This window comes from Pseudooceanicola nanhaiensis, assembly GCF_020171315.1.
GTDB lineage: Bacteria > Pseudomonadota > Alphaproteobacteria > Rhodobacterales > Rhodobacteraceae > Pseudooceanicola > Pseudooceanicola nanhaiensis_A.
On the sequence record NZ_JAIUZP010000012.1, the window covers coordinates 120485 to 145489 of the forward strand.

General features: G+C 68.2%; 28 protein-coding genes. 14 read left to right on the forward strand and 14 right to left on the reverse strand.

The features are described 5' to 3' along the window. Nucleotide 1: 1 nt before the first annotated feature. Complete coding sequence (locus LCM32_RS18820; RefSeq protein ID WP_222492054.1) at nucleotides 2-370, forward strand: hypothetical protein; 369 nt, start codon at nucleotides 2-4, stop codon at nucleotides 368-370. Here the strand turns inward: LCM32_RS18820 and LCM32_RS18825 are convergent. The 4 genes from LCM32_RS18825 to LCM32_RS18840 form a co-directional block, all read right to left on the reverse strand. Continuing rightward, nucleotides 321-893 (reverse strand): DoxX family protein, encoded by a 573-nt coding sequence (locus LCM32_RS18825; protein ID WP_224822629.1) that lies wholly within the window; start codon nucleotides 891-893, stop codon nucleotides 321-323. The two genes, LCM32_RS18820 and LCM32_RS18825, sit on opposite strands and share 50 nt — an antisense overlap. Then, the gene (locus LCM32_RS18830; RefSeq protein WP_224822630.1) at nucleotides 890-1657 is read right to left on the reverse strand and encodes a DNA-binding domain-containing protein; all 768 of its coding nucleotides are present in this window, start codon (nucleotides 1655-1657) and stop codon (nucleotides 890-892) included. The genes LCM32_RS18825 and LCM32_RS18830 overlap by 4 nt, the downstream gene beginning before the upstream one ends. Continuing rightward, nucleotides 1654-2520, reverse strand: coding sequence for a DUF692 domain-containing protein (locus tag LCM32_RS18835; RefSeq protein ID WP_224822631.1), 867 nt, complete (start codon nucleotides 2518-2520; stop codon nucleotides 1654-1656). The genes LCM32_RS18830 and LCM32_RS18835 overlap by 4 nt, the downstream gene beginning before the upstream one ends. A gap of 75 nt (nucleotides 2521-2595) precedes the next feature. Continuing rightward, on the reverse strand, nucleotides 2596-2904 hold the full coding sequence (locus tag LCM32_RS18840) for a DUF2282 domain-containing protein (protein WP_224822632.1): 309 nt from the start codon (nucleotides 2902-2904) through the stop codon (nucleotides 2596-2598). A gap of 172 nt (nucleotides 2905-3076) precedes the next feature. On the opposite strand from LCM32_RS18840, the gene LCM32_RS18845 reads away from it, so the two are divergent. From LCM32_RS18845 to LCM32_RS18855, 3 genes are all read left to right on the forward strand, one after another. Beyond that, nucleotides 3077-3610, forward strand: a complete 534-nt coding sequence (locus LCM32_RS18845; protein ID WP_224822633.1) for a sigma-70 family RNA polymerase sigma factor — start codon at nucleotides 3077-3079, stop codon at nucleotides 3608-3610. Further along, a complete protein-coding gene (locus LCM32_RS18850; protein ID WP_224822634.1) occupies nucleotides 3603-4256 on the forward strand; it encodes an NrsF family protein in 654 nt (217 codons plus the stop codon). The genes LCM32_RS18845 and LCM32_RS18850 overlap by 8 nt, the downstream gene beginning before the upstream one ends. A 108-nt stretch (nucleotides 4257-4364) precedes the next feature. Further along, entirely contained in the window at nucleotides 4365-4799 is a 435-nt protein-coding gene (locus LCM32_RS18855) for an EamA family transporter (protein WP_224822635.1), read from the forward strand. Between the two features lie 49 nt (nucleotides 4800-4848). Here the strand turns inward: LCM32_RS18855 and thrS are convergent, their stop codons facing one another. Continuing rightward, complete coding sequence (gene thrS, locus LCM32_RS18860; RefSeq protein ID WP_224822636.1) at nucleotides 4849-6795, reverse strand: threonine--tRNA ligase; 1947 nt, start codon at nucleotides 6793-6795, stop codon at nucleotides 4849-4851. A 151-nt stretch (nucleotides 6796-6946) separates the two neighbouring features. On the opposite strand from thrS, the gene LCM32_RS18865 reads away from it, so the two are divergent. From LCM32_RS18865 to LCM32_RS18875, 3 genes are all read left to right on the forward strand, one after another. Then, on the forward strand, nucleotides 6947-8227 hold the full coding sequence (locus LCM32_RS18865; protein WP_224822637.1) for an MFS transporter: 1281 nt from the start codon (nucleotides 6947-6949) through the stop codon (nucleotides 8225-8227). A 63-nt stretch (nucleotides 8228-8290) separates the two neighbouring features. Beyond that, complete coding sequence (locus tag LCM32_RS18870) at nucleotides 8291-9046, forward strand: alpha/beta fold hydrolase (RefSeq protein ID WP_224822638.1); 756 nt, start codon at nucleotides 8291-8293, stop codon at nucleotides 9044-9046. A gap of 123 nt (nucleotides 9047-9169) precedes the next feature. Beyond that, nucleotides 9170-9877, forward strand: coding sequence for an alpha/beta fold hydrolase (locus tag LCM32_RS18875; RefSeq protein ID WP_224822639.1), 708 nt, complete (start codon nucleotides 9170-9172; stop codon nucleotides 9875-9877). Nucleotides 9878-9944: 67 nt separating this feature from the next. Here LCM32_RS18875 and LCM32_RS18880 read toward each other — a convergent pair whose 3' ends face one another. Together LCM32_RS18880 and LCM32_RS18885 are read right to left on the reverse strand one after the other, a co-directional pair. Next, a complete protein-coding gene (locus tag LCM32_RS18880) occupies nucleotides 9945-12518 on the reverse strand; it encodes an ABC transporter permease (RefSeq protein ID WP_224822640.1) in 2574 nt (857 codons plus the stop codon). Continuing rightward, on the reverse strand, nucleotides 12515-13204 hold the full coding sequence (locus LCM32_RS18885; RefSeq protein ID WP_222492076.1) for an ABC transporter ATP-binding protein: 690 nt from the start codon (nucleotides 13202-13204) through the stop codon (nucleotides 12515-12517). Before LCM32_RS18885 ends, LCM32_RS18880 begins: the two co-directional genes overlap by 4 nt. 88 nt (nucleotides 13205-13292) lie before the next feature. Here LCM32_RS18885 and LCM32_RS18890 point away from each other — a divergent pair, with 88 nt between their 5' ends. Beyond that, nucleotides 13293-13922, forward strand: a complete 630-nt coding sequence (locus LCM32_RS18890) for an arylesterase (protein WP_412070700.1) — start codon at nucleotides 13293-13295, stop codon at nucleotides 13920-13922. Nucleotides 13923-14022: 100 nt separating this feature from the next. On the opposite strand, the gene LCM32_RS18895 is transcribed toward LCM32_RS18890, so the two are convergent. The 5 genes from LCM32_RS18895 to LCM32_RS18915 form a co-directional block, all read right to left on the reverse strand. Continuing rightward, the gene (locus tag LCM32_RS18895) at nucleotides 14023-14229 is read right to left on the reverse strand and encodes a cold-shock protein (RefSeq protein ID WP_222492080.1); all 207 of its coding nucleotides are present in this window, start codon (nucleotides 14227-14229) and stop codon (nucleotides 14023-14025) included. A gap of 181 nt (nucleotides 14230-14410) precedes the next feature. After that, nucleotides 14411-14677: a hypothetical protein gene (locus tag LCM32_RS18900; protein ID WP_224822642.1), complete on the reverse strand. Its 267-nt coding sequence runs from the start codon at nucleotides 14675-14677 to the stop codon at nucleotides 14411-14413. Nucleotides 14678-14838: 161 nt separating this feature from the next. Then, nucleotides 14839-15804: a threonine/serine dehydratase gene (locus LCM32_RS18905; protein ID WP_224822643.1), complete on the reverse strand. Its 966-nt coding sequence runs from the start codon at nucleotides 15802-15804 to the stop codon at nucleotides 14839-14841. Beyond that, nucleotides 15801-16622: an alpha/beta fold hydrolase gene (locus LCM32_RS18910; protein ID WP_224822644.1), complete on the reverse strand. Its 822-nt coding sequence runs from the start codon at nucleotides 16620-16622 to the stop codon at nucleotides 15801-15803. Before LCM32_RS18910 ends, LCM32_RS18905 begins: the two co-directional genes overlap by 4 nt. Further along, nucleotides 16622-17308: a haloacid dehalogenase type II gene (locus LCM32_RS18915; protein WP_224822645.1), complete on the reverse strand. Its 687-nt coding sequence runs from the start codon at nucleotides 17306-17308 to the stop codon at nucleotides 16622-16624. The genes LCM32_RS18910 and LCM32_RS18915 overlap by 1 nt, the downstream gene beginning before the upstream one ends. Before the next feature lie 213 nt (nucleotides 17309-17521). On the opposite strand from LCM32_RS18915, the gene LCM32_RS18920 reads away from it, so the two are divergent. Then, nucleotides 17522-18127, forward strand: a complete 606-nt coding sequence (locus LCM32_RS18920; protein ID WP_224822646.1) for a hypothetical protein — start codon at nucleotides 17522-17524, stop codon at nucleotides 18125-18127. 98 nt (nucleotides 18128-18225) lie between these two features. Here the strand turns inward: LCM32_RS18920 and irr are convergent, their stop codons facing one another. After that, on the reverse strand, nucleotides 18226-18642 hold the full coding sequence (gene irr / locus LCM32_RS18925) for a Fur family transcriptional regulator Irr (RefSeq protein ID WP_224822669.1): 417 nt from the start codon (nucleotides 18640-18642) through the stop codon (nucleotides 18226-18228). 176 nt (nucleotides 18643-18818) lie between these two features. On the opposite strand from irr, the gene fabA reads away from it, so the two are divergent. The 4 genes from fabA (at nucleotide 18819) to LCM32_RS18945 (ending at nucleotide 22429) form a co-directional block, all read left to right on the forward strand. After that, a complete protein-coding gene (fabA, locus tag LCM32_RS18930) occupies nucleotides 18819-19331 on the forward strand; it encodes a bifunctional 3-hydroxydecanoyl-ACP dehydratase/trans-2-decenoyl-ACP isomerase (protein WP_224822647.1) in 513 nt (170 codons plus the stop codon). A gap of 55 nt (nucleotides 19332-19386) precedes the next feature. Beyond that, nucleotides 19387-20616: a beta-ketoacyl-ACP synthase I gene (gene fabB, locus LCM32_RS18935; protein WP_224822648.1), complete on the forward strand. Its 1230-nt coding sequence runs from the start codon at nucleotides 19387-19389 to the stop codon at nucleotides 20614-20616. 6 nt (nucleotides 20617-20622) lie between these two features. Further along, entirely contained in the window at nucleotides 20623-21411 is a 789-nt protein-coding gene (locus LCM32_RS18940; RefSeq protein WP_224822649.1) for an enoyl-ACP reductase, read from the forward strand. A gap of 337 nt (nucleotides 21412-21748) precedes the next feature. Then, nucleotides 21749-22429, forward strand: a complete 681-nt coding sequence (locus tag LCM32_RS18945) for an FAD-binding oxidoreductase (protein WP_224822650.1) — start codon at nucleotides 21749-21751, stop codon at nucleotides 22427-22429. Between the two features lie 93 nt (nucleotides 22430-22522). Here LCM32_RS18945 and LCM32_RS18950 read toward each other — a convergent pair whose 3' ends face one another. Beyond that, on the reverse strand, nucleotides 22523-23407 hold the full coding sequence (locus LCM32_RS18950; protein ID WP_224822651.1) for a hypothetical protein: 885 nt from the start codon (nucleotides 23405-23407) through the stop codon (nucleotides 22523-22525). 125 nt (nucleotides 23408-23532) lie between these two features. Between LCM32_RS18950 and miaB the strand changes: the two genes are divergently transcribed. Continuing rightward, complete coding sequence (miaB, locus tag LCM32_RS18955) at nucleotides 23533-24858, forward strand: tRNA (N6-isopentenyl adenosine(37)-C2)-methylthiotransferase MiaB (protein ID WP_224822652.1); 1326 nt, start codon at nucleotides 23533-23535, stop codon at nucleotides 24856-24858. Nucleotides 24859-25005: the final 147 nt, after the last annotated feature.

Consider the following 25005-nt stretch of genomic DNA (forward strand, 5'->3'; position numbering starts at 1 on the left):
GATGCGCAACGCGGCATTGATCCTCGGGTTGATCGGGGGCCTCATGGGACTGGTGGTCGGGCTGGCCAGCTACGGCTACACCGCCTTCATCGACGTCTTTGGCGAGGTCGACGGGCTGTTCTACCAGGTCAACGACGTGGAGCTGATCCGCACCATGTCCGTGCTCTCGCCCATGCTGGCGATCGCCGGGGCCGGGATGGCGCGCGCCCGTGCGCTCTGGTCCGGGGTGCTGCTTCTGCTGTCGGCGGGGGGCATGTACTGGGCCTTCGGCATGGGGTTCTTCACCATTTTCCCGCTGTTCTTCTGCGGCGTGGCCGGGCTTATGGCGCTGGCTGCCGGGAAGCCGGACGAAGAGCGGGCGCACTTCTGAGCAGCGCGTCGAGGGAGAGGGGCCCGGCGCCCCGATCCACCAGCGTCAGAAGCAGGATGATCCACAGCATTCTCTGATCGAGGATCGCCCCGTCCGGGGCGCGGTCGAACCATGCGCCCAGCGTCTGCGCATGGGCCAGAACCCCGTGGCCGAAGAGATCGGTAAAGGTCTGCACCGCGACGAAGCCGATCATGCCGAGCGCCGCCGCCCGGGTGTAGAGGCCCACAACGATGGCCAGCGGTAGCAGGAATTCCGCCCACATGCCCCCCACGGCCACGGCCCAGTGAAAGACGGTCAGCTGGCTGGGGTCATAGCCTGCCGCCTCGAACCCGTTGGGAAAGATCTGCGCATAGGCGCCGGCAGAGGGTTTGAACAACCCCAGCGGGCCATCGCCCACCTTGGTCAGGGCAGAGCCCCAGTAATAGCGCAGCAGCACCGCGGCAAAGGTCAGCCGCGCCAGCAGGGGCAGGGCGGTCGCAATGGTGCGGGCAAAGAGCGGAGGGGATGTGGTCGTGTCGGTCATTGGGTCGTCTCCAGTCCGGTCAGCGCCCGGCGCGCGATCAGGAGGGAGAGCAGCGGCGTCGGGTCGGTGCCCGTCTCCTCCAGTGCCGCGCCGAGGGTGTCGCCCGCCATCAGCCGATCCAGCAGGGCGGCATCGGCCTGCGGTAGGGGATCGGCCACGGGGTCAAATTCGGGCCGGGTAACAAGGGCGCATTGGCCACGGGTGCCGATGCTCTGCCCCAGTCCGAGGGCACGGTTGCGGATGTCGATCACCGGGTAGGGCGAACGCACCACCTGCAGCGCGGGCGCAAGGCGCAGCCGGGTGCGCGGCAGGTCCCCGGTGGCCAGCGAGGTCAGCGCCTCTGGCGACAGGGGCTCTGCGTCCGCGGCGTGGTAGGCCTGCCGCAGCGCATATTCGAGCCGCGCCACGTCTCCGAGGTAGGGCCAGCGGGCGAGTGCCTCTGCGGTCTCGAGGAAGGCGGCGAACCCTGCACCATAGAGCGGCATGACCGGAGAGGTCGGCGGATGGCGGCGCAGGTAGATGCCCGCAACCATGCGGAAGTTCTGCGGCCCCAGCAGCCCGGCCACGGCGGGAAAGCCGCTTTCCAGCGCCTCGCCAAGGGCCACGGCGACGTTGTTGCGATAAACGGCATAGCGCCGCCCGGCAGGCTGGCCTGCGCCGTCGCTCAGGCCCGCGGGTACCGGCATGTCGCTGTCGAGGAGGGCGGCGCGGAAGGCCTCCTCCACCTCCGAGGCAGCGGGCAGGAAGAGCGGCGGCGCGTTCATGAGGGCACCCCGCTTGCGATCCGGTCGAGGGCCCGGGCCGCGCGGGCGGCCTCGGCCTCCAGCACCGGCCAGTCGGGCACGTCGGTGTCCCATTCGATGAGCACCGGCTTCGGCCCGCCACGGGCCAGCGTCAGGTCCAAGAGCGCCCAGACCGGATCGGCGACGGGGCGGCCGTGGCTGTCGATCAGCAACGGCGCGCCGTGGTCGTCCGCATCCTCGTCATGGCCGCCGAGGTGGATCTCGCCCACCTTCTCCAGTGCGAAGCCTTCGATATAGGCGCGGGGATCGAGGCGCAGGTTCACCGCGCTGACGAAGACATTGTTCACGTCGAGCAGCAGGCCACAGCCGGTCCGGCGGCTGATCTCGGCAAGGAAGCCGACCTCGTCCCAGGTGCTCTCGTCAAACGCGAGGTAGGAGGAGGGGTTTTCCAGCAGCATCCTGCGGCCCAGCACCGCCTGCACCTCGTCCACGTGGTCGCAGACCCGGGCGAGGGTGGCATCGGTATAGGGCAGGGGCAGCAGGTCGTTCAGGTAGGCCCCGTCATGGGTGGACCATGCGAGGTGTTCGGAAAAGCTCTGCGGGTCGAGCCAGTGGCAGAGATCGCGCAGCCGGGCGAGGTGGTCCGCGTCGAGCCGGTCGGGCCCGCCGATGGAGAGGCCGACGCCGTGCACGGAGATCGGGAAGCGCTCGCGCAGGGCGCGCAGTTGCGCCAGCGGGCGGCCGCCCTGTCCCATGTAGTTCTCGGCGTGGATTTCGAGCCAGCCGACACAGCCCGGGTCCGCGGCGAGCGCGGTGTAATGCTGCGCCTTGTAGCCGACGCCGGGGGCGGCGGGCAGGGCTTGCATCTGTCTTCGGTCCAGCATCGCGGTCTCCTCCGGCTGTGGTCAACGGGTGGGGACGGGCGCGCCCGGCAGGGGGCGCGCCCGATCCGGGATGGGTCAGCCGCCCATCGGGTGGTCACGCTCCAGCGGCTCGAGCGAGCCCATGCGCGCCATGCCGTGATCGTCCTTGGGCAGGTCGATGGACAGGCAGGTGCCTTCCTCGACCAGCTTCCAGGAATTGCCCTGGTAGTCGACTTTCGAGGTGCCGGCGCAGGTGGTGCCGGGGCCCGCCGCGCAGTCGTTCTCGCCCGCCATGGCAACGCCGAAGCACTTCTCCATGGTGGCGGCACCCGCTGCAGGGGCCTGGGCGGCGAGGGCCGCGGCGAAGGCGCTGGCAAGGGTCACTGCGGTGGTCTTGGTGGTCATCTTCGGTCCTCCGATGTCTGGGAGCGCCGTTGTGGCGTCCATGCTATACCCTTCGCCGGTCTCTCCCGGACCGTTACGGGGCATTTCAGACTATCACGCATCGGTGATCTGATTTCGGATTTTCGCGAAAAGGTTGTAACGTTTCCGCAGAGCCTCGCGAATGGACCCTCAGATGACGACGCGCGACGAACTCTGGTCTGACCTCCTACGCCGCGCCCTAGCGGGCGACGGTCCCTGCTATGCGCGCTTCCTGCACGAGGCGACGCCGGTGATCCGCAAGATCGCGCGCGCCCGTTGCACGGTGGAGGCCGAGGTGGAGGACATCGTTCAGGAGGTCCTACTGGCCGTCCATGCCAAGCGCCACACGTGGCGCAGCGATCAGCCCGTCTCGCCCTGGCTCTATGCCATTGCCCGCTACAAGGCCGCGGATGCCGCGCGCCGGCGGCGGGTGGCCGTCCCGATCGAGGACGTGGTCGAGACGCTGGAGGACGAGGCCGCGGGCGACGTGACCGCGGCGCGGGACCTTGCCCGCCTGCTGGACGGGATCGACCCGCGGGCCGCGGGCATCGTGCGCGCCGTGGGCGTCGAGGGCGAAAGCGCCGGAGAGGTCGGCGCGCGCCTTGGAATGAGCGAGGGGGCGGTGCGTGTCGCCTACCATCGCGCAATGACGAAACTGCGCCGGATGGCGGAGGCGGAAGATGACTGAGAAGACCACAACCGACGACCTGATCGCCAAGCTCTCGGCCGAGCCGGCGCCTGCGCCCACGGCCTCGCCCGAGGCGATGTTGCTGCGCCGGATGGCGCTTGGCTTCGGGGGCACGCTGGTCCTGTTCTTCACGCTGCTCGGTCCGCGCCCGCAGCTGGGGCTGGCGATGACCGATCCCGTGGTGCTGGCCAAGACGGCGCTGCCCTTCGTGCTGGCGCTGCTGGCGCTGCCGCTGGCGTTGAACGCGGCCCGGCCTGCCGCCCCGCGCGGCTGGCAGGCACAGGCGATCTGGGTCCTGCCCATGGCGGCGCTCTCGCTCTTCATGCTGGCCTATGCCACCCATGCGCCCGCCGATCGGCTGCGGCTCTTCGTGGGGCATTCGATCCCGGTCTGCATGCCCGCCATCGTGACCCTGTCGCTGCCGGTGACGGCGGCGCTGATCTCGATCCTGCGCCGGGGGGCACCGCTGAACCCGCCCGTCTGCGGGGCGCTGGCCGGGCTGGTGGCGGGGGGCCTCGCCACCACGGTCTACTCGACCTTCTGCACCGAGGATTCGCCGCTTTTCTATTCCGTCTGGTACAGCCTCGGCATCGCCATGGCCGCGGGCGTGGGCGCCTGGGCCGGGCGCCGCTGGCTGACCTGGTGAAGACTGGCCGCCGCGCGGGGCGCCCTTGCGGGCCCTGCGCCGCAGGCTGTGATCCCTCTACGCCTCGCGCCGTGCTAGCATCGGTCTTCCGCAACCGGAGGGACGATCATGGAGGCACTTGGCCTCAGCTGGCAATTCTGGGCACTTCTCGCGGCGGTCTTCGCCGCACTCACGGCGATCTTTGCCAAACTCGGCGTCACCGACATCAACAGCGATTTCGCCACTTTCCTGCGCACGCTGGTGGTGCTGGTGGTGCTGGGCACGATCCTGGTGGTCACCCGCAAATTCGAGAGCCTGCGCGGCATCCCGCCCCGCAGCGCGCTTTTCCTGCTGCTCTCGGGGCTGGCCACGGGGGCGTCCTGGGTCTGCTACTTCCGGGCGCTGAAGCTGGGCAACGCCAGCCAGGTGGCCCCGGTGGACAAGCTCAGCGTCGTGCTGGTCGCGCTGTTCGGGGTGCTCTTCCTGGGCGAAAGCCTCTCGACCACGGGCTGGATCGGCGTGACGCTGGTGGGGGCGGGCGCTGTGCTGATGGCGCTCGGCTGAACGGAAAAGGGCAGCCCGAGGGCTGCCCTTTGATCGGTCGGATGCGCGTTCAACGCTTGTCCGGCGGGGTCGTGACCGAGGCCAGTTCGGCCACGATCTCGTCCATGGTCTGCGTCTTGGTCTGCTTCTCGCCAAGGCGGCGGGTCGAGACGGTGCGCTCTTCCACTTCCTTCATCCCGCAGGCGAGGATGTAGGGCACCTTGCCGACGGAATGCTCGCGGACCTTGTAGTTGATCTTCTCGTTGCGCAGGTCGGCCTCGGCGCGGATGCCCTTGGCCTTCAGCGCCTCGACGACCTCGAGGCAATAGGCGTCGGCGTCCGAGACGATCGAGGCCACGACCACCTGACGCGGGGCCAGCCAGAGCGGCAGCTTGCCTTCCGAGTTCTCGATCAGGATGCCGATGAACCGCTCGAACGAGCCGAGAACGGCGCGGTGCAGCATGATCGGGCGGTGCTTGTCACCGTCCTGACCGATGTAGTTCGCATCCAGACGCTCGGGCAGGTTCGGGTCCACCTGAAGGGTGCCGCACTGCCATTCCCGGCCGATGGCATCGGTCAGGGTGAACTCCAGCTTGGGACCGTAGAAGGCGCCTTCGCCCTCCTGGATCTCGTAGTCGTAGCCGGCGGCCTTGCAGGCGTTGCCAAGCGCCGCCTCGACGCGGTCCCAGCTCTCTTCCGACCCGATGCGCTTCTCGGGCCGGGTGGAGAGCTTGATCGTCCAGCCGGTGAAGCCGAGGTCGGCATAGATGTCGGCGAGGAAGTCGATGAAGATCTTCGTCTCGGCCTCGATCTGGTCTTCGGTGCAGAAGATGTGGGCGTCATCCTGCGTGAAGCCGCGCACCCGCATGATCCCGTGCAGCGCGCCCGAAGGCTCGTAGCGGTTGCAGGAGCCGAACTCGGCCATGCGCAGCGGCAGGTCGCGGTAGGACTTCAGGCCCTGATTGAACACCTGCACGTGGCAGGGGCAGTTCATCGGCTTCAGGGCGTTGATCGTCTTCTCGCGGGCATGATCCTCGTCCACTTCAACGATGAACATGTTTTCCTGATAGTTGCCCCAGTGGCCCGAGGCCTCCCACAGCTTGCGGTTCACCACCTGCGGGGTGTTCACCTCGACATAGCCGCCGCGGCGCTGCTTGCGACGCATGTAGTCCTGCAGCTCGGTGTAGATGGTCCAGCCGTTCGGGTGCCAGAAGACCTGACCGGGGGCCTCTTCCTGCATGTGGAACAGGTTCATCTCGCGGCCCAGCTTGCGGTGGTCGCGCTTGGCGGCCTCTTCCAGCATGGTCAGATGGGCCTTCAGCTTCTCCTTCGAGGTGAAGGCCGTGCCGTAGATTCGCTGCAGCATCGGGCGCGAGCTGTCGCCGCGCCAGTAGGCCCCGGCCACGTTCATCAGCTTGAAGGCATCCGCCGGGACCTGCCCGGTGTGTTGCAGGTGCGGCCCGCGGCAGAGGTCCTGCCAGTCGCCGTGCCAGTACATGCGCAGGGGCTCGTCCCCGGGGATCGAGTCGATCAGCTCGACCTTGTAGGGCTCGCCGCGCTCTTCATAGTATTTCACCGCCACGTCGCGATCCCAGACCTCGGTTTTCACCGGATCGCGCAGGTTGATGATCTCTTTCATCTTCTTCTCGATCGCGCCGAGGTCTTCCGGCGTGAACGGTTCCTGACGGTCGAAGTCGTAGTACCAGCCGTCCTTGATGACCGGGCCGATGGTGACCTTCACGTCGGGCCAGAGCTCCTGCACGGCGCGGGCCATGATATGCGCGAGGTCGTGGCGCACCAGCTCATTGGCCTGCACCTCGTCCTGCAGCGTGTGGATCGCGATCGCGCTGTCGCCGGTGATCGGCCACTGAAGGTCGAAATGCGCGCCGTTCACCGTCGCGGAAATGGCCTTCTTGGCCAGCGATTTGGAGATGTCCGCAGCAACCTCGCCAGCGGTGATCCCTGCGGGATACTCGCGCGAATTGCCGTCGGGAAATGTGAGGGAGATCTGTGCCATATCGGCCTCCTCGTCAGTTTGGCGCCCACGGAACGCCCGGTTGCGGGTTATGGTGTGCGCCCTACTTGAATCGTCGTCGGAGGGGAGTCAAGCGGGAACCCGCTGGCGCCGCCAGCCGTTCCTGAAACGGGCAAGCCAGAAAGGACCGTCGATGACGACCACGGACATCCAGCACAGCCCGGCCTCCGCAGCTTTTGCACGGATCGCCGGTGTTGACCCGGACGAAATTGATGCGACGGAGGGCCGCAACGGGCTGCGCCACATCGCCTCGCTCTCGCTCTCCAAGGTCGCGGATGGCCTCATCGACCCCAAGCTGGTGCTCTCGTGGCTGCTGAACGCGCTTGGCGCGCCCGGGGCCTATGCCGGGGCGCTCGTGCCGATCCGCGAGGCAGGCGCCCTGCTGCCGCAGGTGCTGCTTGCGGACTGGATCGAGACGCTGGCCCACCGCAAGTGGGTCTGGGCGGCGGGCTCGGCCCTGCAGGGGATCGCGGCGCTGGCCATCGCGGCGGCGGGCTGGCTGCTGGAGGGCGCGGCGGCCGGGCTGGCGATCTGCCTTGCTCTGGCCGTTCTGGCCTGCGCGCGGGCGGCCTGTTCCGTCTCCTACAAGGACGTGCAGGGCCGCACGATCGCCAAGACCCGCCGCGGCGCGGTCACGGGGCTGGCGGGTTCCGCCGCCTCTGCGGGCGTGGTGATCTTCGCCTTGCTGCTGATCTCGGGCCTGTTGCAGGAACGCGGGCCGGTGCTGATCGCCATCGCGCTTGCCGGGGTCTTCTGGCTGGGGGCGGCCCTTGTCTTCGCAGGGCTCGACGAACCCGAGGCCGAGCGGGGCGCGGGCGAGGGTCTCGCCCTCTGGGCCGCGCTGCGCGATGACGCCGACCTGCGCCGGTTCATCCTCGTGCGCGGGCTGCTGGTCTCCACCTCCCTCGCGCCGCCGTGGATCGTGATGCTGTCGGGACAGGATCAGGAGGGCGCGCTGCTTGGCCAGCTGGGGGCGATGCTGCTGGCCTCCGCCGCCGCTTCCTTCCTCAGCTCCTATGTCTGGGGCCGTCTCTCCGACTATTCCTCGCGGTTGACGCTGGCGCTCTCCGGGGCCGCTGCCGCCGTGGCACTGGCCGTCGGGCTGGCGCTCGACTGGGCGGGGATGATCGGGGCGGTCTGGGCCGGTCCGGCGGTGCTCTTCGGCCTGATGATCGCCTATCACGGCGTGCGGCAGGCGCGCTCCACCTACCTCGTGGACATGGCGCCGGAGGACAGCCGCACCGCCTATGCCGCGGCGGCCAACACGGTGATCGGCGTGCTGCTGCTGCTGGCGGGTGCCCTCGGCGGCGCCCTCTCGATCGTCGGGCCCGAGGCGGCGCTTGCCGGATATGCCGTCATGGCGCTTGCGGGTGGGGCGCTGGCGATGACCCTGCGCGAGGTTGAGCAGATGTGACGCCGCTGGCCGATTGCGCCACCGGGCGCATCGTGCCAGATATTCCCCAAACAGGGGGATCTCATGTCCGAGCCGAGCTATCTGGAAACGCCGCAGGGCCGCAAGCTGGCCTACCACCGTACCGCAGGCAAGGGCCCCGGCGTGGTCTTCCTTGGCGGGTTCAAGTCCGACATGACCGGGACCAAGGCACAGCATCTGCAGGACTGGGCCGAGGCCGAGGGCCGCGCCTTCCTGCGGTTCGACTATTCCGGCCACGGCCAGAGCTCGGAGGATTTCCTCGACGGGGCCATCGGGGATTGGGCCGAGGATGCCGAAATCGCCATCGAGATGCTGACCGAGGGGCCGCAAATCCTCGTCGGCTCCTCCATGGGCGGCTGGATTTCCCTGCTGATGACCAAGCGCATCCCCGAGCGGATCGCGGGCCTTGTCACCATCGCCGCCGCGCCGGACTTCACCGAGGACAGCATGTGGGCGGGCTTCGACGAGGCGCAGCGCATGGCGCTGGAGATGGTGCAGCAGGTCGCGCTGCCCTCCGAGTACGGCGAGCCTTACGTGATCACGAAGCGCCTGATCGAGGACGGCCGCAAGCATCTCGTGCTGCGCGGGGCCCTGCCGCTGCCCTTCCCGGTGCGGTTCCTGCAGGGCACGGCCGATGTAGATGTGGACATGTCCGTGGCCCTGCGCCTGCTGGAGCGGGCCGAGGGCCCGGACATGCGCCTGACGCTGGTGAAGGGCGCGGATCACCGCTTCTCCTCGCCCGACAACCTCTCTCACATCACCGCGGCCATCGCCGATGTGCTGAGCCGCGCCGACGGCTGATCACGTTTCGGCGATGCACCGCTGGCGCAGGCGCGCGACGCCGCGCAAGCCATTGACCTTGCTCACGGCGCCATGTCCTCTGGCCGGGATCGCCGCAGGACGGCGCAGGACGGGATGGAAGACATGGCTGACCCTCTGGTGTTCGTGCCGGGCCTCGGCTGCGACCTGAGGCTCTTTGCCCAGCAGGCCACGGTGATGGGGCGCAGGCGTGTGGTCAGCGTGGCCCCCGTGGGACAGGGCGAGCGGATGGAGGAGATCGCCTCCGAGCTGCTCAGCCAGCTGCCCGCGCGCTTCGCTCTCTGCGGCTACGGCTTCGGCGGGGCGGTGGCGATGGAGATCCTGCGCCGCGCGCCGGATCGCGTGCTGCGCCTCGCGCTGATCTCCTGCACCCCGCTGGCCGACACCCCGCAGGAGGCCGCCGCCCGCGAGCCCTGGATCGTGAAATCCCGTGCCGGGCGGCTCGACGATGCGCTGAAGGCGGCGCTGCCCGCCGCCGCCCTTGCCCCCGGTCCGCGCCGGGCCGATTACATCGCGGCCTGGCAGCGGATGGCCCGCGATGGCGGGCCGCAGGCCTTCGAGCGGCAGAACCGCGCCCTGCAACGCCGCCGCGACCAGCAGGCCACGCTGCGCAAGTGCAAGGTGCCCACCCGAGTCATCTGCGGTGAATACGACACGCTGACCCCGGTGAAACGGCACGAGTTCATGGCCGAGCTGATCCCAACGGCCCGCCTCTCGATCCTGCCCGACGCCGGTCACCTGCCCAGCTGGGAAACCCCCGAGGCGCTGATCGACGTGCTGGAAGACTGGATGAAACAGCCCGCCACGGCCTGACACACACAAAGGAGGGGACCGCAGCCCCCTCCTTCATCTTTCCAGAAATACTCAAAAAACCGTCGCTTCAATCCCGCGATCGCAGCACCCGCGCGGGACGCGCGGCCAGCGGCCGCCAGGCAAAGACCATCCCCGCCACGAGGTTCGCGATCAGCCCGCCCGCCACGATGGCCAGCGCCGAGGGCCAGATCACCGCATAGTCGGTCTCCATCACGTAGTGGCAAACGGCCCAGCCCCCGGCGATCCCGGCGGCCAGCGCCACCAGCCCCGCCGCGGCCCCCATGATGCCCGATCGCCACGCGAGGCTCGCCAGCACCCGGGCCCGTGTCGCCCCCAGCGTTTTCAGCACTGCCGCCTCGTAGACCCGGGCGCGTTCGCCCGAGAGTGCGGCCCCGATCAGCACGAGGAAGCCGGTCAGCAGCGTTGCCCCCGCGCCATAGGAGGTGGCCGTGGCGATGCCGCCCAGCAGCTCCGACACCCGGTCGATGGCGTCGCGGACGCGGATCGCGGTGATGTTGGGATAGCTGTTGGAAAGGTCGCGCAGGATCGCTGCCTCGGCCTGCGGTTCGGCATAGACGGTGGCGATCCAGCTGTGGGGTGCGCCCGCGAGGGCCGAGGGGTTCATGGCGGTGATGAAGCCCATGCCCGCGGTGGAGAAATCCACCTCGCGGAAGGAGGTCAGCGTCGCGGTGATGTCGCGGCCAAGGATGTTGATCGTGATCTCGTCGCCCAGCTTCAGCCCCATCTCGGCGGCTTCCTCGGCGGCGAAGGACATCTGCGGCGGGCCCGTGTAATCCTCGGGCCACCACGCGCCCTCGGTGATCTTGGTGCCCTCGGGGCGGGCCGCGGAATAAGTCACGCCCCGGTCGCCGCGCAGCACCCAGTGATCGCCCGCGACCTCGCGGGCAGGGCGGCCGTTGATCTGGGTGATGATACCGCGCAGCATCGGTGCGGCCTCCACCCGGCTCACGGCAGGGTCGGTATCGACGCGGGTGCGGAAGCCCTCCATCTGGTCGGGCTGGATGTCGACGAAGAAGTAGCTCGGCGCGCGGTCGGGCAGGTCGCGGGTGATGGCGGCACGGAGGTTGCCGTCGATCTGCCCCACGGCGGCCAGCACGGAGAGGCCGAGCCCCAGAGACAGCACCACCGGCAGCGCCTCGTTCCCCGGTCCCGCCACGGCGGCCAGTGCCCAGCGAAGCGGCGGGCGGCCCCGCGAGATGGGGCGCAGCGCACCCGCGAGGCGGCGGATGCCGAGGCCCGCCAGCGTCAGCAGGACAAGCGCGCCGAGGATGCCGCCCGCAGTCCAGAGGGTGAGGCCCCAGTTGCCCGAAAACGCCCCCGCGGCCCCCAGCAGCAGCGCGAAGAGCGCGGCGATGGTGAGGAGGTAGCGTAGCGGCGGCAGGGCCCGCCCGCCGCCAAGCGCATCGCGGAAGAGGGCGGCGGCGCGGATGTCCTCTGTCCGGGCCAGCGGCCAGAGGGTGAAGATCAGCGCGGTGAGCAGCCCGTAAAGCGCCGCCTCAAGCAGCGGGCGCGGGTAGAGGCCGAACTCTGCCGGGATCGGCAACTGCGCCGAGATCAGCGGCGCCAGCAGCAGCGGGATCACCGCGCCCAGCACCAGACCGATCGCGATGCCGAGGACGGCAAGCGCGCCGATCTGGAGGAAATAGGTCAGGAACAGCACCCGCCGTTCCGCCCCCAGCGTGCGCAGGGTGGCGATGGTGGCGGTCTTGCCCGAGAGGTAGGCGCGTACGGCGGAGGAGACGCCGACGCCGCCCACCGCCAGCCCCGAGAGGCCCACGAGGATCAGGAAGCCGCCCAGCCGGTCCACGAAGGTGGCAATGCCGGGCGCGCCGTTGCGGCTGTCGCGCCACCGCATCCCGCTGTCGCGGAAATTCTCCCGCGCCTGATCGGCCAGCGGGGCGACGGCGGTGCCCTCGGGCAGGGTCAGCCGGTAACGGCTGTCGAAGAGCGTGCCCGGCGCCAGCAGGCCCGAGCCCTCGAGAGCCTGCCGCAGCACCAGCGTGCGCGGCCCGAGGCCGAAGCCATCGGCGCCGCTGTCGGGCTCGCTTTCCAACAGGGCGCTCAGCCGGAAGGTCGTCTCGCCAAGGCGGAAGGTATCGCCCGGGGCGATCTGCAACCGGTCGGCCAGCAGCGGCGCCATGATTGCGCCCGGGGTGCCGTCCTGATCGCCAAGCGCTTGGGCCAATGGGATATCGGGCGAGAGCGTGACCGCGCCGACCAGCGGATAGGCATCGTCCACCGCCTTGACCTGCGTCAGCCCGCGCTCGGGCCCCTCCGGCCCGTCGACCACGGCCATGGAGCGGAAATCGGCAATCTCGGACACGGCGGCGGCGTGGGTCTCCATCCACGCGCGTTCCTCGGCGGAGGCGAAGCGGTAGGTGAAGGACATTTCCGCATCGCCGCCCAGCAGGGCCGCACCCTCGCGCCCCAGCCCGGCCTCGATCGAGGCGCGGACCATGCCGACGCCCGCGATGGCCGCGACCCCAAGGGCGAGGCAGGCCAGCAGGATGCGGAAGCCGCGCAAGCCCCCGCGCAACTCGCGCCGCGCAAAGCGGGCGGCGAGGGTGAGGGCGGCGAGGACCCCGGGCGATGCGGCAGCGGGCCGGGAAGGGGCGCTCACTCCGCCGCCTCCGCCAGCGGGCTGACATGACCGTCGCGCAGGCGGATCACCCGGTCACAGCGGGCGGCCAGTTCGTTGGAGTGGGTCACCATGACCAGCGTCGCCCCGTGCCGGTCGCGCAGACCAAAGAGCAGGTCGACGATCTGCTTGCCGGTGCTTTCGTCGAGGTTGCCGGTGGGTTCATCCGCCAGCAGGATCTCGGGCCGGGGGGCGATGGCGCGGGCGAGGGCCACGCGCTGCTGTTCGCCGCCCGACATCTGGCTGGGGTAATGCCCGCCGCGATGGCCAAGGCCTACGGCCTCCAGCTCGGCCTCGGCCCGGTCGAAGGCATCCGCGACGCCGGCCAGTTCCAGCGGCGTGGCGACGTTTTCCAGCGCGGTCATCGTCGGAATAAGGTGGAAGGATTGAAAGACCACCCCCATATGTTCCCGGCGGAAGCGGGCAAGCTGGTCCTCGGTCATCGCCGTCAGGTCCTGCCCCAGCGCCGCGATCCGGCCCCCGGTGGCGCGTTCCAGCCCGCCCATCAGCATCAGGAGAGAACTTTTGCCCGAGCCCGAAGGCCCCACCAGCCCCAGCGTTTCCCCCCGACGGACGGTGAGAGAGATGTCCTGCAGGATGTCCACGCGTCCGGCGTTGCCGTCCAGCGACAGGGCAGCCCCTTCGAGGGTCAGGATCGGATCGTTCATCGGGGTCCTTTCAGCGGTTGGCGCCACCCTCGGGGGCTGCCTCTCATATGGGGGCCGGTTCCGCGGGGCCAAGGCCGCTGCGGGCGCGATTTCCCTCGGATTGTGCCTAATCCTCAGCCCCTTGTCCGCCCGTGAAGCGCAGGCAGAGGTCACGATACTGGCATTGGGCGACAGCCTGACCCAAGGCTATGGCCTGCCGCCGGAGGAAGGCTTCGTACCTCAGTTACAGGGTTGGCTGCGCGATCAGGGCGCGGAGGTGACGGTGATCAACGGCGGCGTGTCGGGCGATACAACGGCGGGCGGCCTGTCGCGGGTCGAATGGTCTCTGACGCCCGAGGTCGACGCGATGATCGTGGAACTGGGCGGCAACGACCTGCTGCGCGGGATCGACCCGGCGGTCACGCGGGCCAATATCGAGGGCATCCTCAAGGTCGGGCAGGCCCGTGGCCTGCCGATGATGCTGGTGGGCTTTCAGGCGGCGCGGAACTACGGCGAGGGCTACAAGCGCGATTTCGACGCGCTCTATCCCGAACTGGCCGAGGCCTATGGCGCGATCCTGATCCCCAGCTTCTTTGCCGGGCTGTCGGAGGAGGCCGATCCCGGCGCCTATGCGCCCTACATGCAGGCCGATGGCATCCATCCGACGGGCGAGGGCGTGGCGCGGATCGTGGCCCGGATCGGGCCGCAGGTGCAGGCGCTGATCGAGCAGGTAGAATAAGCGGCCCTCCGCGCCCCGCGCGGCGGGATGCAGGGCATAGCGCAAAAGAAAACGGGCCCCGCGGGGCCCGTAATCACGTTCTCTGTCGGCAGATGCCGGATCAGAGCAGTGCCAGGTTCACAGCCGACTCGCGGCCGTCACGGCCGGGCTGGATGTCGAACGACACTTTCTGGTTGTCGGCGAGGCCGGTCAGACCCGAACGCTCGACTGCAGAGATGTGGACGAAAACGTCCTTGCTGCCACCTTCGGGGGCGATGAAGCCGTACCCTTTGGTGGTGTTGAACCATTTGACGGTGCCGGTGGCCATCGTCGTGCTCCTTACAAAAACTGCCCGCGGGATTGCGGCAGGTCGGCTAAGTCTTAACAAAATCGAGTGACTGAGCCGGGTCGGAGCAGGTGGTCGATAAAGGCGACGTCGCGGCCTTCAGAATACAGGTGCGAATCGTTGCGCGCAAGCTTTGTAAGAGGCCTGCGACGGGGCGTTCCGCCTATTTTTCCCGCAAACTCCGTGCCGAAATCGCCAGAAACAGGCCGAGCGGCAGCAGGGTGGCTTTTGCAACGTAGAGCAGACCGACCGTCGACCAAGCCCATCCAAGCAAATGGGTTTCCGCAAGGAGAAGGGCCATGGCAATCGGGGCGGCGAGAAGCATCACAACGGCAGGCACGACAGGATCTCGGGCTTGGGGGTCTGGCAAACGGGCGTGACCGGTGAACACTGACACCCCCATAAAATGACGGTATTCGTTCGAGATCAAGGGAAGGTGGCAAATTCGATGCCAATGAGCGTCACTTTGCTGGGGATAACCCCCGGTTGAGGGGGGACAGGCGTATCGAGCCCCTTTTTTGCCGATGGCCCGCCGTCTGGTCTGCGCCCCGCCGCCGCGTGGGCGGCGACGGGGCGAATCGGCTGGAGCCTTCAGTCCAGCAGGGACAGGGCGCGCGCGAACATCGCCGGATCGACGTTGCCGCCCGACATGACGGCGATCACCGGGCCGGTGCCGGGGGCCTTGGTGAGCGCCGCGGCCAGCGCCACGGCACCGCCCGGTTCGCCCACGATCTTGAGCCGCAGGAAGGCCTGGGCCATGGCCATCAGCGTCTCGTCCTCGCTGACCACGAGGCCGGCGCCGCAGAGCCGCTGGATGTGCGGCCAGGTCAGGTTGCCGGGCTGCGGCGTGATGATCGCGTCGCAGATCGAGCCGGACAGCCGGTTGTTGCGCTGGATCGCGCCCGCTGCCTGCGACCGGACCACGTCGTCGAAGCCTTCCGGCTCCACGGGGTGCACCGTCAGGCCCGGGGCGGTCGTCTCCAGCGCCAGCGCGATGCCAGAGGTCAGGCCGCCACCACCGCAGGGCACCAGAACGGGGGCTTCCTCGATCCCGGCCTCGGCGGCCTGCTCGGCGATTTCCAGCCCGCAGGTGCCCTGACCGGCGATCACCATCGGCTCATCGAAGGGTTTGATCAGCGTCAGGCCGCGTTCCGCCGCCAGCCGGGCGCCGATCTCGTCCCGGTCCTCGTTCTCGCGGTCATAGGTCACGACCTCGGCCCCGTAGGCGCGGGTGTTGGCCAGCTTCAGCGCCGGCGCATCCGAGGGCATCACGATCACTGCCGGAATGCCGTGCATCTTCGCGGACCATGCCACGCCCTGCGCGTGGTTGCCCGAGGAAAAGGCGATCACGCCGCGCGCCCGCACCTCCGGCTCCAGCGCCGAGATCGCCGACCACGCGCCGCGCGCCTTGAAGCTGCCTGTCTGCTGCAGGCATTCGGCCTTCACGTAGACCGGGCGGCCGGCGAATTCGTCGAGGAGGGCCGCATGGAGCAGCGGCGTGCGGCGCACGTGGCCCGCCAGCCGCCCGGCGGCGGCGGTGATCATGTCGAAGTTCATTTCAGTCTTTCCAGCCAGAGGGAGAGGGCGGCGAGGGCTTCGGCCTCGTCGAGGTAGGGGATGTGACCCCGGTCGGGCACATGGGCCACGATCAGGTCGGGGTCGCGCGCCTGCATCTTCTCCACGGCGGCATGGGTCAGCAAGTCCGAATTCGCGCCGTGGATCACCGCCAGCGGCAGGTCCGTCAGGCTGTCGAAGAGCGGCCACATGTCGGCCTTGGGCTCGGCGCCCGCCTCGATCACCGCATCGCGCAGGCGCGGGTCATAGTTGATCTTCAGCCCCTCGGGGGTTTCGACATTCGTATGGGTGACCTCCTTGCGCCACCGCTCCAGCGGCACGTTCGGGAAGGCGGGCATGTGGGTGGAGCGGAAGCGCGCGGCCTCCTCGAAGGTCTTGAAGGGCGGGTTCTTCCCGAGATAGCCCATGATCGCCTCCAGCCCGGCGGGGTTCAGCTCGGGCCCGATGTCGTTCATGGCCACGCCCAGCAGGCGGTCCTTCGCCAGCAGCCCCAGCAGCATGGCGATGATCCCGCCGCGCGAGGTGCCGAGGATCGCCACCTTCTCCAGCCCGAGGTGATCGAGCAGGGCGAGCGCGTCCTTTGCCTCGACCGGCACGGTATAGGTCTTGTAATCGCCCCAGTCGGACTGGCCGCGCCCGCGGTAATCGAGGCGGATCATCCGCACGCCCTCCAGATGCGGAGCGACATAGTCGAAGTCGCGCGCGTTCCGCGTCAGGCCGGAGAGGCACAGCAGCGGCAGGCCGGTGCCTTCGTCCTCGTAGTGCAGGGACAGGCCGTCAGGGGCAGTGAAACGGGGCATCAGAAGACCTCCAGGTCGGGCAGGGTGGCAAGATCGGTCAGGACATGGTGCGGGCGGCCGGGCAACCGGTCGAGCGGCTCGCCCTTGCGGTTCACCCAGGCGGTGGTGAAGCCATAGGCGGCGCCCGCGGCGGCGTCCCAGCCATTGGACGAGACGAAGAGCACCTCCTCCTTTGGCACGCCATAGGCCTGCCCCACGAGGTCATAGACCGCGCGGGCGGGCTTGAAGACACCGACACTCTCGACCGAGAGCACGGCCTCGAGCAGATCGCCGATCCCGGCGGAGCCCACGGCCCCCTCCAGCATCGGCGGGCTGCCGTTCGACAGGATGCCAAGCCGCTGGCCGCGTCCCTTCAGGGTGGCCAGCATCGCGGGCACCTCCGGGAAACAGGCCAGTTCATGGTAAAGCGCCATCAGCGCGGCGCGCATCTCGGCGTCGCCGTCCAGCCCGGTGGCCTCCAGCGACCAGTCGAGCGCCTCGCCGGTGACCTGCCAGAAATCGGTATGCTCGCCAGACACGGCGCGCAGCCAGGAATAGGACAGCTGCTTGATGCGCCAGTGCTCTGCCAGTGCGGGCCATGTCTCGGCCAGCGCCGGAAACCGCCCCGTGGCAGACAGGTCCCGCGCGGCGGCGGCTACGTCGAAAAGCGTGCCATAGGCGTCGAAGATGCAGCATGTGATCGGCATGAGTCCCTCCCTCGGCTCAGTCCGCAGGTGCCGTGCCGCACCCGCATGGCGTGCACCCTGCCACGGGGCCGACAGGGGGGGAAGGCCCCGAAATCGTGTGTCCAAGCCCCGGTCTGCCGGTCTCGTGATCCGGGCCCCGGCGCAAGACCCCGTGACAGCGCCGGTCCGGGGGCTAAGCTGTCATCAGCGGTTCAACCATCCACGAGGGTTCCCATGTCCCGTCCCGCCGAGCGCCTGCGCGCCCAGATCGCCGAGGTGCAGCACCAGATCGCAGAGCTTCACGACCAGATCGAGGAGAGCGTCGCCCGCCGCCGCGAGGAACTGCGCTACCGGATCGAGAACGGCCGCATCGTCTGGGAAGAGGGCGTGCGCCGGCACCACCGGGCCCTGCGTGTCCGGCTCTCCACCTTCCTCGCCCGGACCCGCCTGCGCTACGTGATCACCGCACCGGTGATCTATGCCCTGATCGTGCCCTTCGCGCTGCTCGACCTCTTCGTGACGCTCTACCAGGCGATCTGCTTCCCGGCCTACGGCATCCCGAAGGTCACGCGCCGCGACTACATACGCATCGACCGCCATCACCTCGCCTATCTGAACGGGCTGCAGAAACTGAACTGCGCCTATTGTGGCTACTGCAACGGGCTGCTGGCCTATGTCACGGAAATCGCAGGACGGACCGAGGCCTTCTGGTGCCCGATCAAGCACGCGGCCCGGGTGCGGGCCCGTCACCGCCACTACGACGGCTTCCTCGATTACGGCGATGCGGAGGGGTTCGAGGACGGGGTCAAGGCACAGCGCGACCGCATCCGCGAGGTCTGAGCCCTCAGGGGCGGCGCCCGCGCGGCCCCTCATCTCATCCACTGTTCGGAAATATCCCCGGGGGGTGCCGCGTCAGCGGCGGGGGGCAGGCAGCCCCCTCAGCGCCGCCGCAGCCGGATGACCACGTCGACCTTGGCCACCTCCGCCCCTTCGGGGGCCTTCGGCAGCCGCGAGATGACAAGTTCGTCAGAGGGCGCATCGGTCAGCGCCCCGTCGTCTTCCCAGAAGAAATGAGGGTGATCGTGCATGTTGGTGTCGAAGTAGCTCTTCGACCCGTCCACCGTGATCTCGCGCATCAGGCCCGCGTCGCAGAAGGCGCGCAGCGTGTTGTAGACGGTGGCAAGGGAAACCGACTGCCCATGGTCCATGGCAGAGGCATAGAGGCTTTCCGCCGTGACATGCCGGTTGCGGCCATCGCCCACGAGCAAAGCCGCCAACGCCACGCGTTGCCGGGTCGGACGCAGTCCGGCACCGTTGAGCCATTCCGTACCGCGAAGAGAGGCTTCCGGCGCCATGCTGTCTTGTTTCCCATCCATTGCAGGGCAATATATAGGGCCGGAACCAGAGGAATTTCAATCCAATTCCCGGAAGTGGCCCTGACGCCGCGGCATTTTTGCGCCCTTGCAAGGCTGGTTTTTGCGATGATAGAGGGGGCGTGAAATTTGGGATAGAGACGAGGGGGCGCGCCTGAATGGCCGATTATCCGACCAGCTTCGACAAGGACGACCTGCTGAAATGCGCACGGGGCGAACTCTTCGGTCCGGGCAACGCGCAGTTGCCGGAACCTCCGATGCTGATGATGGACCGGATCACCGAGGTCAGCGCCGACGGCGGTGAGCACGGCAAGGGTCATATCGTGGCCGAGTTCGACATCCACCCGGACCTGTGGTTCTTCAAGTGCCACTTCCCCGGCAACCCCGTGATGCCGGGCTGCCTCGGCCTCGACGGCCTGTGGCAGTTGACCGGGTTCAACCTCGGCTGGCGCGGCATGCAGGGGCAGGGCTTCGCGCTCGGCGTGGGCGAGGTGAAGCTTCAGGGCATGGTGACCCCGACCCGCAAGATGCTGACCTATGTCGTCGATTTCACCCGCGTCATCGACCGCAAGCTGAAGATGGGCGTTGCCAACGGCCGCGTCTTTGCGGACGGCGAGGAAATTTATACCGTTCAGAACATGAAGGTTGGCCTCGCAGCCGCCGCCACCTGAACCGGTAGGGAAGACGCCTGTCCCGGGTGCGCCCGGCGGGAGAGGGAGTAAGCTAATGCGTCGCGTCGTCGTCACCGGTCTGGGGATCGTCTCCTCGATCGGCAATACCGCCGAGGAGGTTCTCGCCTCCCTCAAGGCTGGCAAATCCGGGATCGAGGCTTCGCCCGAGATGGCAGAGCGCGGGTTCCGCAGCCAGATCGCCGGCACGCTCAAGATCGACGTGGCCGAGCACGTGGACAAGCGCGCCCTGCGCTTCATGGGCCCCGGTGCTGCCTACGCCCATATCGCCATGAGCCAGGCCATTGCCGACGCGGGCCTCGGCGAGGATCAGGTCGTCAACCCGCGCACCGGCCTCGTGGCTGGCTCCGGCGGGCCCTCGACCTCCTCGATGTTCGCCGCGCACCAGACCGTGCTGGAAAAAGGCTCGCCCAAGCGGATCGGGCCCTTCGCGGTGCCCAAGTGCATGTCCTCCACGATCTCGGCCAACCTCGCGACGGCCTTCAAGATCAAGGGCATCAACTACTCGATCACCTCGGCCTGCTCGACCTCGCTGCATTGCATCGGCAACGCGGCGGAGCAGATCATGCTGGGTAAGCAGGACGTGATGTTCGCCGGCGGCGGCGAGGAGCTGGACTGGACGCTCAGCTGCCTCTTCGATGCCATGGGCGCCATGTCCTCTAAGTACAACGACGATCCCGCCAGCGCCTCGCGCGCCTTCGACGCGGACCGTGACGGCTTCGTCATCTCCGGCGGCGGCGGCATCGTCGTGCTGGAAGAACTGGAGCACGCGCTCGCACGCGGCGCGAAGATCTACGCGGAAGTCACCGGCTACGCGGCCACCTCCGATGGCCACGACATGGTCGCGCCCTCGGGCGAGGGCGGCGAACGGGCGATGCGCCTCGCGCTCTCGACCCTGCCGGAAGGCCGCAAGGTCGGCTACATCAACGCCCACGGCACCTCGACCCCGGTCGGCGACGTGGGCGAGGTCGAGGCCGTCCGCCGCGTCTTCGGCGAAGGCCAGACCCCGGTGATTTCCTCGACCAAGTCGATGACCGGCCACGCGCAGGGCGCCGCGGGTGCGCTGGAGGCGATCTTCTGCCTCCTGATGCTCGAGCATGATTTCATCGCCCCCTCGATCAACGTGGCGAACCTCGACCCGGCCCTGAAGCCGGAAGAGATCGCCACGGCGCTCCAGGAGAACGCGGGCCTCGACACGGTGATGACCAACTCCTTCGGTTTCGGCGGCACGAACGGCTCGATGCTGCTGTCCAAATATCACGGGTGACCTGACATGACCGGACCTCTCACCGGCAAACGCGGCCTGATCATGGGCGTGGCGAACGATCGCTCCATCGCCTGGGGCATTGCAAAGGCCATGGCCGAAGCCGGTGCAGAACTGGCCTTCACCTACCAGGGCGAAGCCTTCGGCAAGCGTGTGAAACCGCTGGCCGAAAGCATCGGGGTCGACCTGCTGGTCGATGTGGATGTGACCGATGACGCCTCGCTCGATCTTGCCTTCGACAGGCTGAAATCGGAATGGGGCCAGCTGGACTTCCTCGTCCACGCCATCGCCTATTCCAACAAGGACGAGTTGGCCGGCCGGTTCATCAACACGTCGCGCGACAACTTCAAGCACTCGCTGGAGATCTCCTGCTACTCGCTGATCGAGGTTGCCCGTCGGGCGGCGCCGCTGATGACCGAGGGCGGCACGATCCTGACCCTGACCTACCAGGGCTCGACCCGCGTCACGCCTTATTACAACGTCATGGGCGTGGCCAAGGCGGCCCTGGAAAGCGCGGTGCTCTACCTCGCCAACGACCTCGGCCCCGATGGCATCCGCGTGAACGCGATCTCCCCCGGCCCGATGAAGACGCTGGCCGGTGCCGCCATCTCGGGGGCGCGGAAGACCTTCCGCCAGACCGAGGCCAACGCGCCGCTGCGGGCCAATGCCACGCTGGAGGCCGTGGGCGGCACCGCCGTCTACCTCGCCTCCGATGCCGGCGCCTGCACCACCGGCGAGACGATCCGCGTCGACGGCGGTTACCACGTGCTTGGCATGCCGCAGCCGGAAAATCTCTGAGCCATCGTTTGGCACGGCCGTCGCGCCGGGCCTGAGGCGCGGCAGATCGAGGCCTCCGGCGGGGATATTTGAGAAACGGAAATCGAAAGCCTTTCTTTACCTCCTCGCGCTAGACAGGAAGAGCGGTACAGGCGGGGACGCCGATGACCGCGCAAGGAAATGCTCCCCCGTCCGAAAGGGCGGGGGAGTTTTCATTTTCTTGCTCAAAATATCCCGGGGTCCGGGGCAGAGCCCCGGGCGCGCTCTCCGCAATGTGACGGCGCGGGCGGGCCGCGGGCCTGTCCGGCCGGGAACCATGGCGCCCGGCGGCGGGTTCTTCCTGCAAAGGAGGCATCCCATGACCCATACGCTCACGCTGCAACATATCGAACCTGTCACCCCCGACACCCACCGCCTGCGCTTCCGCCGGCCGGAGGGCTTCGACTTCACCCCCGGACAGGCGGTGGACATGGCGCTCGACAAGGATGGCTGGCGCGACGAGACCCGGCCCTTCACCTTCGTCAGCCTGCCGGATGAGACCTGCCTCGACTTCGTGATCAAGTCCTACCCGGAGCATGACGGCGTCACCGAGCAGATTGGCAAGATGGAGCCGGGCGACAAGGTGATCATCTCCTCGCCCTGGGGCGCGATCCACGACGAAGGCCCGGGCTGGTTCATCGCCGGCGGGGCAGGCATCACGCCCTTCCTCGCCGTGCTGCGCCGGCGGCTTGAGATCCACGGGACGTTGGCGGGCTGCACGCTGATCTTCTCCAACAGCACCGAGGCCGACATCATCCTGCGGCGCGAACTGGAGGCGATGGAGGGGCTGGAGACGATCTTCACGGTGACCGACGAGGCCAACCCCGGCGAGGGCGTCCTGACCGAGAGGATCGACCGCGATTTCCTGGCGACCCGCATCAAGCCCGACATCGGGCATTACTATGTCTGCGGACCGGAGCCGATGATCGCGGACGTCACCGCGGCACTCGAAGACCTTGGCGTGGCCGAGGATCGGATCGTCGTTGAAGACCTCGACTGAGGGTCGGTCATAGTTGCCCGGGTCCATGGGGCGTGCGACGTCGTGCGCCCCGGGAACGCGAGCCCTCCGCGCGGAAAGATCAGCCGAGCCGGGTCAGAACCACTGGCCCGGCTCCATCAGACCTAGGTCCAGCAGCTGACGCGAGTGCCATTCGAAAGGCGCGGAATTGTGCCAGCGGAAGCTCTGGATATCGAAGGTCGACCCGGGGTTCCGCTTCAGCGCCTTGGCGGTGCGGAAGGAACAGATCGCCGCGGTCAGGTTGTGGTGCCACGGGCAGGAATAGGTGTTGTATTCCTCGTCGTCGAAGACGTGGCCCGGCAGTAGCGTCAGACCCGGCTTGGCCCGGAACAGCGCGATCCGGTCGATCCGGCGGCTGCGGGCGGGGATATGTTCCTCGAACCGCCAGCGCAGACCACCGTAGAAGTCGAGCTGGCGTTCCTTCGGGTGGCCCTGCGCGGCCTCGTCCCGGCGGGCCTGCGCATAGTAGCCGGAGCGGTCGAGATGCGCGCTGTCGAGCGAGACCGCATCGGGGTGGGCGGCGAGGTCGCCTGTGTAGAGATCCACCACATAGGTCAGCATGGCGTCGCGCCGTTCCTCCGCGTGGAAGCTCAGCATCTCGCCTACGGTGCGGGTCTCGCAGAACGGGTGGAAAAGATACTCCGCGTTGAAGCAATAGTAGAGCCATAGCCCCGGCGCCGCGGCGATCACGGCGTTCACATGGCGCTCCAGCGCGCCGGGTTGCGACACGTCGCAGCTGATCCGGCAGGTGGTGGCACGCAGGTCCTCGGCCAGGTCGAAGGCATCGGGCATGAAGACCAGCACCTGCGCGAAGCCGGCGACCTGGTGGTGACGGATGGTGGTGTCGATCTCGACCTCGTCCTCGACGAAGATCATCGCCACCGGCCCCTTGGCAAGCGCCGAACGGCCCCGGCTCAGGAAGTCCTGGATGGAGCTGAACCGCCTCTCGATATCCGCCACTGCGCCGTTCCTTCTGCCTAGGCCGCCAAGGTCCGTGGTTTCGTCGCACATTGCAAGTGACCCGTCGATCGGTGTATTCCCGCGCGAACTTTCCTGTCTGTCCAGTATCCGCGCGGAGGCCCCCGATGTCCGAGGCCAAGAAACTCTATATCAAGACCTACGGCTGTCAGATGAACGTCTACGACAGCGAGCGGATGGCGGAGGCTCTCGGACCCAACGGCTACGTGACCGTGGACTCGCCCGACGAGGCGGACATGATCCTGCTGAACACCTGCCACATCCGCGAGAAGGCGGCCGAGAAGGTCTATTCCGAGCTGGGCCGCCTGCGGGGGCTCAAGACCAAGCGGCCGGACCTGAAGATCGGCGTTGCGGGCTGCGTCGCGCAGGCCGAGGGCGCCGAGATCATGCTGCGTCAGCCCATGGTCGATCTGGTGGTTGGGCCGCAGAGCTATCACCGCCTGCCGGAGCTGGAGGCGAAGGCCGGGCGCGGGCAGAAGGCGCTCGACACCGATTTCCCGGAAGAGGACAAGTTCGCGGAGCTGGCAGCGCGGCCCAAGGCCAAGCGCGGCCCGACGGCCTTCCTGACCGTGCAGGAGGGCTGTGACAAGTTCTGTGCCTTCTGCGTCGTGCCCTATACCCGGGGCGCAGAGGTGAGCCGTCCGGTGGACCGCGTGTTGACCGAGGCGCGTGACCTTGTCTCGCGCGGGGTACGCGAGATCACCCTGCTGGGCCAGAACGTGAATGCTTACCACGGCGAAGGCCCCGACGGGCGCGACTGGGGGCTGGCGCGGCTGGTCTATGCCCTGGCCGAGATCGACGGGCTGGCCCGCATCCGGTTCACCACCTCGCATCCCAACGACATGGATGACGCGCTGATCGCGGCGCTGGGGGACTGCGACAAGCTGATGCCCTACCTGCACCTGCCGGTGCAGGCCGGCAGCGACCGGATCCTGAAACGGATGAACCGCAGCCATACCCGCGACAGTTACTTCCGCGTGGTCGAGCGGATTCGCGCGGCGCGGCCCGATATCGCGCTGTCGGGCGATTTCATCGTCGGCTTCCCGGAGGAAACCGATGCGGACTTCGCCGAGACGATGGATCTCGTGCGGCAGGTGAACTACGCGGCCTGCTTCTCGTTCAAGTATTCCTCGCGCCCGGGCACGCCCGCGGCGGAGCGGGGCGGGCAGGTCGATCCCGAGGTCGCCTCGGCCCGGCTGATCGAGCTTCAGACCCTGCTCAACGCGCAGCAGCTGGCCTTCATGAAGGGGATGGTGGGCCGCGAGGTCGGCGTGCTCTTCGAGAAGGCAGGGCGGCACCCGGGGCAGATGGTGGGCAAGTCGGATTACCTGCACGCGGTGCATGTGACGGCGGAGGGGCTGGCGCCCGGCACGCTGGCGCGGGTGAGAATCATCGACGCCGGGGCGAACTCCCTGGCGGGCGTTCTGGTCTGATCTGCCCGGATTTCGGGCAGGGCACTCGCTCAAATTGTGGCTCAAATGGGGCGCTAATTTGGCGAGTGTTTGTGATTGTTCTCACTGGTTGGACAGTAGGCGCTTTTCACACGGCGGTGTTATGGCCGTGATTGAGATCGTGTTAAC

Coding starts and splice junctions, on each gene's coding strand:
- LCM32_RS18820 (WP_222492054.1), top strand. CDS start 2: ATGCGCAACGCGGCATTGATCCTCGGGTTGATCGGGGGCCTCATGGGA.
- LCM32_RS18825 (WP_224822629.1), bottom strand. CDS start 893: ATGACCGACACGACCACATCCCCTCCGCTCTTTGCCCGCACCATTGCG.
- LCM32_RS18830 (WP_224822630.1), bottom strand. CDS start 1,657: ATGAACGCGCCGCCGCTCTTCCTGCCCGCTGCCTCGGAGGTGGAGGAG.
- LCM32_RS18835 (WP_224822631.1), bottom strand. CDS start 2,520: ATGCTGGACCGAAGACAGATGCAAGCCCTGCCCGCCGCCCCCGGCGTC.
- LCM32_RS18840 (WP_224822632.1), bottom strand. CDS start 2,904: ATGACCACCAAGACCACCGCAGTGACCCTTGCCAGCGCCTTCGCCGCG.
- LCM32_RS18845 (WP_224822633.1), top strand. CDS start 3,077: ATGACGACGCGCGACGAACTCTGGTCTGACCTCCTACGCCGCGCCCTA.
- LCM32_RS18850 (WP_224822634.1), top strand. CDS start 3,603: ATGACTGAGAAGACCACAACCGACGACCTGATCGCCAAGCTCTCGGCC.
- LCM32_RS18855 (WP_224822635.1), top strand. CDS start 4,365: ATGGAGGCACTTGGCCTCAGCTGGCAATTCTGGGCACTTCTCGCGGCG.
- thrS (WP_224822636.1), bottom strand. CDS start 6,795: ATGGCACAGATCTCCCTCACATTTCCCGACGGCAATTCGCGCGAGTAT.
- LCM32_RS18865 (WP_224822637.1), top strand. CDS start 6,947: ATGACGACCACGGACATCCAGCACAGCCCGGCCTCCGCAGCTTTTGCA.
- LCM32_RS18870 (WP_224822638.1), top strand. CDS start 8,291: ATGTCCGAGCCGAGCTATCTGGAAACGCCGCAGGGCCGCAAGCTGGCC.
- LCM32_RS18875 (WP_224822639.1), top strand. CDS start 9,170: ATGGCTGACCCTCTGGTGTTCGTGCCGGGCCTCGGCTGCGACCTGAGG.
- LCM32_RS18885 (WP_222492076.1), bottom strand. CDS start 13,204: ATGAACGATCCGATCCTGACCCTCGAAGGGGCTGCCCTGTCGCTGGAC.
- LCM32_RS18895 (WP_222492080.1), bottom strand. CDS start 14,229: ATGGCCACCGGCACCGTCAAATGGTTCAACACCACCAAAGGGTACGGC.
- LCM32_RS18905 (WP_224822643.1), bottom strand. CDS start 15,804: ATGAACTTCGACATGATCACCGCCGCCGCCGGGCGGCTGGCGGGCCAC.
- LCM32_RS18910 (WP_224822644.1), bottom strand. CDS start 16,622: ATGCCCCGTTTCACTGCCCCTGACGGCCTGTCCCTGCACTACGAGGAC.
- LCM32_RS18915 (WP_224822645.1), bottom strand. CDS start 17,308: ATGCCGATCACATGCTGCATCTTCGACGCCTATGGCACGCTTTTCGAC.
- LCM32_RS18920 (WP_224822646.1), top strand. CDS start 17,522: ATGTCCCGTCCCGCCGAGCGCCTGCGCGCCCAGATCGCCGAGGTGCAG.
- irr (WP_224822669.1), bottom strand. CDS start 18,642: ATGGCGCCGGAAGCCTCTCTTCGCGGTACGGAATGGCTCAACGGTGCC.
- fabA (WP_224822647.1), top strand. CDS start 18,819: ATGGCCGATTATCCGACCAGCTTCGACAAGGACGACCTGCTGAAATGC.
- fabB (WP_224822648.1), top strand. CDS start 19,387: ATGCGTCGCGTCGTCGTCACCGGTCTGGGGATCGTCTCCTCGATCGGC.
- LCM32_RS18940 (WP_224822649.1), top strand. CDS start 20,623: ATGACCGGACCTCTCACCGGCAAACGCGGCCTGATCATGGGCGTGGCG.
- LCM32_RS18945 (WP_224822650.1), top strand. CDS start 21,749: ATGACCCATACGCTCACGCTGCAACATATCGAACCTGTCACCCCCGAC.
- miaB (WP_224822652.1), top strand. CDS start 23,533: ATGTCCGAGGCCAAGAAACTCTATATCAAGACCTACGGCTGTCAGATG.